This window comes from Natronomonas sp. (assembly GCF_047616845.1).
Lineage (GTDB): Archaea > Halobacteriota > Halobacteria > Halobacteriales > Haloarculaceae > Natronomonas.
The window spans coordinates 23,250-31,651 of sequence record NZ_JBLGBY010000020.1; the positions used below are offsets into that span (position 1 = coordinate 23,250).

Annotated in this window: 9 protein-coding genes; 1 reads left to right on the plus strand and 8 read right to left on the minus strand. The window is 63.7% G+C overall.

The window, feature by feature from the left end:
• Positions 1 to 41: 41 nt before the first annotated feature.
• The 8 genes from ACI8UR_RS05975 to ACI8UR_RS06010 form a co-directional block, all read right to left on the minus strand.
• Complete coding sequence (locus ACI8UR_RS05975) at positions 42 to 467, minus strand: hypothetical protein (RefSeq protein ID WP_411715433.1); 426 nt, start codon at positions 465 to 467, stop codon at positions 42 to 44.
• A gap of 81 nt (positions 468 to 548) precedes the next feature.
• Positions 549 to 731, minus strand: coding sequence for a hypothetical protein (locus ACI8UR_RS05980; RefSeq protein ID WP_411715432.1), 183 nt, complete (start codon positions 729 to 731; stop codon positions 549 to 551).
• Positions 732 to 798: 67 nt separating this feature from the next.
• Entirely contained in the window at positions 799 to 1,665 is an 867-nt protein-coding gene (locus ACI8UR_RS05985) for an SDR family oxidoreductase (RefSeq protein WP_411715431.1), read from the minus strand.
• 87 nt (positions 1,666 to 1,752) lie between these two features.
• Complete coding sequence (gene glmU, locus ACI8UR_RS05990; RefSeq protein WP_411715430.1) at positions 1,753 to 2,934, minus strand: bifunctional sugar-1-phosphate nucleotidylyltransferase/acetyltransferase; 1,182 nt, start codon at positions 2,932 to 2,934, stop codon at positions 1,753 to 1,755.
• Positions 2,935 to 3,072: 138 nt separating this feature from the next.
• On the minus strand, positions 3,073 to 4,407 hold the full coding sequence (locus ACI8UR_RS05995) for an aspartate aminotransferase family protein (protein ID WP_415087664.1): 1,335 nt from the start codon (positions 4,405 to 4,407) through the stop codon (positions 3,073 to 3,075).
• 41 nt (positions 4,408 to 4,448) lie between these two features.
• Complete coding sequence (locus ACI8UR_RS06000; RefSeq protein WP_411716125.1) at positions 4,449 to 5,711, minus strand: MgtC/SapB family protein; 1,263 nt, start codon at positions 5,709 to 5,711, stop codon at positions 4,449 to 4,451.
• Positions 5,712 to 5,844: 133 nt separating this feature from the next.
• Positions 5,845 to 6,108 carry a hypothetical protein gene (locus ACI8UR_RS06005; protein WP_411716124.1) on the minus strand — a complete coding sequence of 88 codons (264 nt, stop codon included), beginning with the start codon at positions 6,106 to 6,108 and terminating at the stop codon, positions 5,845 to 5,847.
• Between the two features lie 56 nt (positions 6,109 to 6,164).
• Complete coding sequence (locus ACI8UR_RS06010; RefSeq protein ID WP_411716123.1) at positions 6,165 to 8,132, minus strand: 3-hydroxyacyl-CoA dehydrogenase NAD-binding domain-containing protein; 1,968 nt, start codon at positions 8,130 to 8,132, stop codon at positions 6,165 to 6,167.
• Positions 8,133 to 8,265: 133 nt separating this feature from the next.
• Here ACI8UR_RS06010 and ACI8UR_RS06015 point away from each other — a divergent pair.
• The coding region (locus ACI8UR_RS06015; RefSeq protein WP_415087665.1) for an acyl-CoA dehydrogenase family protein at positions 8,266 to 8,402 on the plus strand (137 nt) is incomplete at its 3' end.

Below are 8,402 nucleotides of genomic sequence, written 5' to 3' on the forward strand. Positions count from 1 at the left end.
ATCTTAAGCCTACGCTTCGCCGCAGTCGGCACAGAGCCGCGTCAGCGGCGCAAGCCCTTCCGCGCCTGCCGTGTGAGCTTCCGACGCGCACGGCGCTTCAAGAAGAGGCCGACAGCGTACGCAAATGCCGCGAAGACGGTGAAGGCGAGCGCAGGGCCGAACAGTTCCGTGGCGATATCGACCGCCGTCACGTTCGCGCCTTCGACTGCCGCCACCAGATACGGCACGAGCGGGGCGAGAACGGTAATGACGGCGCCGAGTTGGAGGCCGGCGCCCAACACCCCCGACGGAAGCCGCTTCCGGGAGAGATATGCAGACAGCGCGAGCCAGCAGGCCACAGCACCCCAGGGCGGCAGGCCGGCAGAGACCAGTTCCCAGGCGACGAGCAGCGCAAGCGGAATGCAGAGCAGTTGCGCTGTCACGTACACCGTCACTGGACGGTCAACGCTCGAGGGTGCTGTGGCCATCGTCTGTTCAGCATAGAACCCCCGGGTAGATAGGTCTTCTAGCGAAACCGTCAAAATGTCAGACAGAGGTCAGACGAACGGTCAGGGGTTCCACTCCAGCCGGCACTCTTCGTCACAGAAGTGGGCTGTCTGTACCGTCCCGTCCTCGACCCACGTAATGACCCGGTGGGTCGGTTCGGATACGATTGGCTCGTCGCAGACCTCACATCTCGGCGCATCATCCTCGGTGACGTCCTCACCGAGGTCCGAAGTCGGGTCGACCATCTTGTATCACGGTTAGTTGGCACCCATATGAACGATTATATTCACGCAGGCGATTCCGACCGCTCGATTACTCCGGCCGCTCGTAGGAAGGGTCGAACATCTGTGCGGACATCGGTGCTGGATCGCCCTCGGTCAGGTTGTACTCCGAGAAGTCCTCGACTCCGACCTCCCGGAGCAGGTCTTCGTCGTAGACGGCGTTGCCGGAGAACGACGACGGATCGCGACTGAGAATTTCGAGGACGGTATCGGCGACGATATCCGGCGTGCGCCAGTCATCTTCGGTTCCCATTCCGAAGTACCGCGTGGCGCGCGTGTCGATAGCCGTGACGGGCCAAAAGGAGTTACAGCCGACGCCGTGGCCGCTGAGTTCCGTATCGAGCGAGAGCGTGAGGAACGACATCCCCATCTTCGACCACGCGTACGGGGCCTCGCCGGGGGCGCGGTCGACCGTCACCGGCGGCGCGTTGGTCAATAGCCACGCGTCCTCTTCGACCTCTTTGAGGTGGTCGAGGAAGGCACGCGAGGTGAGGTAGGTGCCACGAACGTTCACGTCCGCCAGCAGGTCGAAGCGGTTCGCCGGGAGGTCTTCGACGTTCGCGATCTGGATTGCGCTCGCGTTGTTGATGACGATGTTGACCTCGCCGAAGTGGTCGATGGCCTCCTGGGCCGCTGCCTCGACGTCCTCCTCGTTTCGGACGTTGACCTGAATCGCGAGCGCATCGACGCCTTTCTCGCGGCATTCGCGGGCGGTTTGTTCGATGGTTCCTTCGAGGTCTTTCTCCTCGCCGTAGTCGTCCTCTTCGCTGGTCTTGCCGGTCGAAACTATGTTACAGCCCCGCTCCGCGAGTGCGAGTGCGAGGGCCTTTCCGATTCCTCGGGTGGTGCCGGTGATGAAGGCCGTCTGTCCGGACAGGTCGGGGCGGCTGAGTGACATAGCCGTTAATCCGATGGTATCTACTTAAACCCCGACTCGGAGGTAACGCCTGCGAGACCGTGAAAATTAGTGGATGCGTGTCCACGCTCACCGGTCGCGCGTAACCGATTCGCCAGGGTCGGTTCGGGCGTTCGCCGACAGCACGACACCGGGTGCGAGGCTGGTGTTGACCCCCGTCTTCGCGCCGGGGCCGGCGACGATGCCGTATTTCCGTCGCCCGGTCGAGACACGGTCACCTTTCACCGTCTGCTTGACCTCGCTATCGTCGTGCCGGAGGTTCGCGACCTGCGTCCCGGCACCGAGATTGACATCGGGGGCCAGCAGACTGTCGCCGACGTACGAGAGATGCGGCACGTTCGAATCGGCCATTACGACCGAGTTCTTCAGTTCGATACCGTGGCCAACGTGGCAGTCCTCGCCGACGAGTGTAGCGCCTCGAACGTAGGCGTTCGGCCCGATTTCGGCGCCCGACCGAATCAGTGCCGGCCCCTCGATGACGACTCCCGGTTCGATTATCGCGCCCGGTTCGACCATGACGTTACCACGGATGTCCGCGTCCCCCCGAACCTCGCCGTCGATGCGCCGCTCGAGCTCGCCGAGTTTCCATTCATTGGCTTCGAGCAGTTCCCACGGTCGACCCACGTCGAGCCACCGCGAAAGCGTGACCGGCGTCACGTCGTACTCGCGGATGACTCGCGCGACGACGTCCGTAATCTCGTATTCGCCGCGCTGGCTCGCCTCGACGTCGAGCCACGCGAGCGTCGCCTCGGGGAAGGTGTATGCCCCCGCGTTGGCGAGCGAGGAGGGCGGGTCGGCTGGCTTCTCGACGATGCCCGTCACGACATCATCGTCCGTCGAGAGCACGCCGTAGTTGCTCGGGTCGTCGACCTCAATGGCGGCGATGGATGGCGCCGCGTCGAACAGATCGTCAACCGATTCGGGGTCATAGAGGTTGTCCCCGTTGAGAACGGCGAATTCGCCGTCGATGTGTTCGCTGGCCGCTCGGACGGCATGAGCCGTGCCGAGCTGTTCGTCCTGGACGGCAAAGGAGACGGGGATATCCCGGTATTCGTCGCCGAAATACTCGCGAACGGCCTCGGCCTCGTAGCCAACGACGAAGACGAGTTCGGAGGCGCCAGCGGCGACGGCCGCATCGGCCGTGTGCGCACAGAGCGGCCGGTCGGCGACTGGCAGCATCGGCTTCGGAACCGTCTCCGTCAGCGGTCGCATCCGGGTGCCCTCGCCGGCAGCGAGGATGACAGTTTGCATACCCTGTGCGTCTCCGGGCAGCGAGAAAAGCGGTTGGGTTCTCGGGCTACTCTATTCGTCCGTTGCCGACAGCGTGACCTCTAGGACTGCGCCGCAACTGTTACATTCGCCTTCGGTGAGGCGAGCGACGACCCGGCGTCAGGCCACCGATTCGGCCGCCTCAGCGAGCAAGTCGACGGCCATCCTGATCTCCCGCTCTCTAACGTCGAGCGGCGGCAGCAGCCGGAGCGTCTTGTGACCACAGCCGAGCGTCAGCAAGCCGCGTTTCATCGCCGCCTCCTGGACGTCATCGCGTTGGGCTTTGGTGTCGAATTCGACGGCGAGCATCAGCCCGCGTCCCCGGATATCGATGAGATTCGGGATGTCGGCCTCGGCGAGTGCGTCTTTCGCCTGTGCGCCGCGCTCCGTGGCGTTGTCCATGAGGTTCTGTTCCCGGATGACGTCGATGGTGAGCGCACCCTGCATGGAGTCGACGAGGTCACCGGCGCCCCACGTCGAGGAGAGTCGGGATTTCTCGCCGGGGAAGACGTCCTCGCTGCTGATGGTCGCGCCGACGCGGGCGCCTTTCGCCGCACAGATGACGTCCGGTTCGATGGGGAAGCCATCCGACGCCCAGAATTCGCCAGTGCGGCCCAGCCCGGACTGGATTTCGTCCGCGATGAGGAGGATATCGTGTTGGGCACAGAGGTCGGCCACCTCCTGCATGAACGCCGCACTCGGGACGTGATAGCCACCCTCTCCCTGAATGGGCTCGAGGATGATGTAGGCCACCTCGTCGGGGTTGACGTGGCCGGTTTCGGGATTGAGTATCCGACGAAGCTGGGAGGTATCGCCCGCGAAGAAGCCGCACTCACACGTCGCTGGCGAGCAACCACTGTCCCGACAGAACGGTGCGTCGTGGATAGCGTCGAGTTCCGGAAAGCGCCGACGGTACACCTCTTTCGAGCGATTCAGAGAGAGTGTTCCCAGCGTGCGGCCGTGGAACGCGCCCTCGAAGGTGATGCCGTACTTGCCAGCGGTGTGGTCATAGCAGATTTTGAGGCCGTTCTCGACGGCTTCGGCGCCGGAGTTCGATAGGAACACCGTGTCCATGCGGTCGGGCGTGATCTCGACGAGCCGCTCCATCAGTTCCGCCGGGCCGGGGAAGTCGGGATCGCTCGGGTCGCCGGCGGTCGAGTAGAAGTCCTGGCCGGCGATTTTGACCGGGTCGACCATGTCGAAGGTCTCCATCCGGTCGAGTAGTTCCGGGTTGTTGTAGCCGAGCGGCGCGGCGCCGACGTGACCCGTGAAATCCAGCAGGACGTTGCCGTCCGCATCGGTGCAGAACGGGCCGATTGCGGGCGCCGTGACGTCCCAGACGAACTCGTAGACGTACGTGCTTGGAGCGGCGAACGAGCTGTGATGCTCCACGCGCTCCGTGGCGCGTGGCCCGGGGAGTTCCTCGACCGCCGGCGCTGCCGTCTCGCGGTTCATACCGATAATTGGTGGGTTGGCGTGTTAACTCTTGACGCCGGTCAGACGATGGAGACGAGCGCGGTCACGACGCCGGCACTGCCGAGCAGGATAACGCTCCAGATGACGACGCCGCGGGCGAACTGCCGGTTCGGCGAGAGCGCGGACATGCCTGCCTTGACGCCGATGCTCGCGACCGTCGCCAGCAGGACGGCTATCGTCGCCTGAAGACTCGTGATTTCGCCGTTCGAGTAGAGGACGACGGCAGATGCCGTCGCGCCCGCACTCGAGATGAGGCCTGACAACAGCGCGGCGGCGTAGAGCCCCTCGGTTCCGAAGCGGGCTTCCGCGAACCCACCGATGAGCAGCACGGCGAGGAACAGTGCGCCGACACCCAGCGCATAGCGAAGCGTGAACGGCGTTTCGAGGTCGAGCTCGATGGTCGCCGACCAGTCCGTAGTGAGTGTGGCGGCAGCGATGCCGCCGATGATGACCACACCGAGCGGGATAATGGTTTCATAGAGGACGCCCGCGCCGATGGTAAACACGAGGGCGATAGTCAGGTTCCGCAGCGCCATCGAGGCGTTCGCGAGGACGACCGCTGCGATGCCGTATTCCGCCGCTTCCGGCTTCTGGCCGACGTGGTCGAGCATCGCCCCGACGACAGCCGTCGAGGAGGCAAGGCCGCCGAAAAAGCCCGTGACAGCGATGCCCCGACCCCCGTACACGCGGACGATACCGTAGTTCGCGATGCCGATACCGGCGACGAAGACGACCATCAGCCAGACGACGCGTGGCTCGACGGCGACGGAGAGGTCTGCGACCGCGATGGTTCGGGATTCGGCCGGCAAGAGTGGGTAGATGACGAACGCGAGGATGGCGAACTCCGTGCCAGCCCGGACTTCCTCCCGAGAGAGTGCGCCCGCGATGCCATGCAGCTCTTTCCGGAGGACGAGCAGAAGCGAGGACACGACCGAAACGACGACGCCCTCAAGAACGAACCCGGAGGCGACGAGTGTACCAACGCCGTAGGCGACCAGCAGCGTCGTCGAGGTGGTCAACGAGAGCGTTCCGGCCTGTCCGAGCAACCCCTGCAGGCCCAGGATAGCACCGACGACCACGACGAAGACCGCGCCGACGACGAGTAACAGCGGCTGGTCGAGGATGGTGAATACGGCGGCAAGGAGGCTGACGAGCGCGAACGTCCGAATGCCGGCGGTCTTCTCCGACCACTCGCGCTCCAGGCCGAGGAACAGACCGAGTGCGGCCGCCAGGCCGAGCGCAACGACGTTCTCATCGAGCGTCGCCAACCCGAACGTGCTCATACGTGAGTGTTCTCAGGGTGACAGGATAAGCGCGTCGCCGTTTTGGTTGCCTCATACGGATTGTTGGAGTCGTTTCCCGGCGAACACCGAGCCGTCCCGGCCGCTCGCCGGTAATTTGGTACAACAATCCGTATCAGTTCTCGCGTTCTTCATGCAGCGGGCTGCCGTCACGCGGGCAGTAGTCGAACTCCTCGCTGCGGGTCTCGAAGTCACATCGCGGGCACGTCTTTAGCGGTCGCTCCGGGGTCGTTTCGGATTCGCCCGCTCCGAACAGGAACGGGACGAACGGCACGAACAGGAAGAACAGTAGCGAACCAGTGTAATAGTAGATGAGCGCGCTGACGAGCACGCTGCCGATGAGTCCTGCGAGTGCGGTCGCGGTGCGGGAGCCGACCATCGACAGCCGGTTCGTGCTCGGCCGGGGTGGCCGTTTCGAAACCGCGCCGGGCCGCGTTACTTGCCTTCGAATTCGGGCTCGGTTTCTCCCATGAAGGCCGTGATGCCCTCCATGAGGTCGTCCGTGTTGATGAGGTGACCGAACGCCTGCGCTTCGAGTTCGAGACCGGCATCGATGTCTTCCCAGCCAGCGAGCATCGCACGCTTCGTCAGCTTCTGGGAGATCGGCGGGCCGGCAGCGAGGTCGGCGGCGAACTCGTGGGCGCGCTCATCGAACGCCTCGTTTTCGACGACCTCGGTGACGACATCGTAGTCGTACATCGTCTCGGGGTCGAACCGCTCTGCGGTGAAGACGATCTCCTTTGCGCGGCCGAAGCCGGCGATACGCATCAACCGCTGGGTGCCGCCCCAGCCGGGCAGGAGGCCGAGGTCGTGTTCGGGCGTGCCGAGTTCGGAGCGCTCGGAGGCGATACGGAAGTCACAGGAGAGTGCGAGCTCGAAGCCACCGCCCAGCGCGAAGCCGTCGATACCGGCGACGATGGGCATGTCGGCCTCTTCGAGCTTGCCGAAGGTACGCTGGCCCTTCCGGGAGAGGTCGATTGCCTCGATGGGGTCTGCGCCCGAAGCCATCGAAGTGACGTCTGCGCCCGCGGAGAACGCTCGGTCGCCCTTCCCTGTGATGAGGATGGCACGGACTTCGTCATCCGCTTCGAGCAGGTCGACGGCCTCGGAGAGCTCGTCCATCAGCGCGGGGTTGATGGTGTTCATTCGGGCCTCGCGGTCGAGAACGATCTGGCCGACCATGTCGCCGGGGTAGCGGAGTTCGATGTTGGTGAACTCGATGCCGTCCTCGTCCTCGCCACCGTGGTAGGCGCCTTCTTCTGCGGCGTCACGCAGGCCGTCGGAGACCTCGAAGCGCGGGTGGCCGGTCTCCTCGTGGAGTTCTTCGAGCGTCTCGACGAGTGTGTCGAGGCCGAAGTCGTCGGCCAACTTCGCGGGGCCGTCCGGGAAGCCGGCGCCGAGCATGACTGCCTCGTCGATGTCGGCGGGGTTCGAGACACCGTTGCCGACGAGATTGCCGACCTCGTTGGCCATCACGGCGACGAGTCGTTCGGCGATTGCCTCGGTGCCAGCGTCGGTCGGAATGTCCGGGCCATCGCCGTCCTCGTAGTCGTAGAAGCCCTTGCCGGTCTTCTTGCCGAAGCGCTCTTGCTCGACGATTTCTTCGAGGTACGGCGCCGGCTCGTAGGGGTCACCCAGCACCTCGTGCATGTACTCAAGCACGTGGAAGGTGACGTCGTTGCCGACCTGGTCGCCGAGTTCGAACGAACCCATCGGCAGGCCCATGTCGAACTTCGTCGTCGAGTCGATTTCCTTCTTCGTTGCGACGTCTTCGCTCACCATCCAACAGGCCTCGTTCATCAGCGGGACGAGGATGCGGTTGACGATGAAGCCGGGCGAGTCCTTGCGGACACGGACGGGCGTCTTGCCGAACGCCTGAGCCAGTTCCTCGGTGATTTCGAGCGTCTTCTCGGAGGTGTTGGCCCCCGAGATAACCTCGACGAGCTGCATGCGCACTGGCGGATTGAAGAAGTGCATCCCGGCGAACTGCTCGGGGCGGTCGGTGACCTCCGAGAGATCCGTGATAGATAGCGAGGAGGTGTTCGAGGTGATGATAGCGTGGTCGGGGAGATGCTCCTCGACATCGCCGTAGACGTCCTTTTTGATGTCCATCTTCTCCGGGACGGCCTCGATGACGAAGTCGGCGTTCCCGACGGCATCTTCGACGTCGACGTAGGGCGTCACGCGGTCGAAGGCGTCCTCGGCTTCCGCCTCGGAGATCTGCTCTTTCTCGGCGAGCTTATCGAGCGACCACTCGATCTGCTCGTAGCCGTTCTGGACGAACTCCTCTTTGATGTCGCGCAGATTCACGTCGTAGCCTGCCAGGGCGGCGACCTCCGCAATGCCGTGGCCCATGTTACCGGCGCCAAGCACTGCGATGGTCTCGATATCGTTGAATTCCATGAGTAACAGTCGTGGTCTCACTCTGAACTTGTTTCAACGTTTCTGTATCGCCCTGTTTCGCTCGAACCAAAATCCGTGCGACCGGTTTTCGTGAGTGAGAAGCGTTATGTGGTGGCACCCCTCTTGAGAAAACATGGACTTCGGGCTTTCCGACGAGCAGAAACAGCTCAAAGAAGAAGTGAAGCGGTTCGCCGACAACGAAGTGCGGCCGAACGCACAGGAGTACGATGTCGAGGAGAAATTCCCCCACGACATCGTCGACGAGGCCGC

Coding starts and splice junctions, on each gene's coding strand:
- ACI8UR_RS05985 (WP_411715431.1), bottom strand. CDS start 1,665: ATGTCACTCAGCCGCCCCGACCTGTCCGGACAGACGGCCTTCATCACC.
- ACI8UR_RS06005 (WP_411716124.1), bottom strand. CDS start 6,108: ATGGTCGGCTCCCGCACCGCGACCGCACTCGCAGGACTCATCGGCAGC.
- ACI8UR_RS05975 (WP_411715433.1), bottom strand. CDS start 467: ATGGCCACAGCACCCTCGAGCGTTGACCGTCCAGTGACGGTGTACGTG.
- ACI8UR_RS05980 (WP_411715432.1), bottom strand. CDS start 731: ATGGTCGACCCGACTTCGGACCTCGGTGAGGACGTCACCGAGGATGAT.
- ACI8UR_RS05995 (WP_415087664.1), bottom strand. CDS start 4,407: ATGAACCGCGAGACGGCAGCGCCGGCGGTCGAGGAACTCCCCGGGCCA.
- ACI8UR_RS06000 (WP_411716125.1), bottom strand. CDS start 5,711: ATGAGCACGTTCGGGTTGGCGACGCTCGATGAGAACGTCGTTGCGCTC.
- ACI8UR_RS06010 (WP_411716123.1), bottom strand. CDS start 8,132: ATGGAATTCAACGATATCGAGACCATCGCAGTGCTTGGCGCCGGTAAC.
- glmU (WP_411715430.1), bottom strand. CDS start 2,934: ATGCAAACTGTCATCCTCGCTGCCGGCGAGGGCACCCGGATGCGACCG.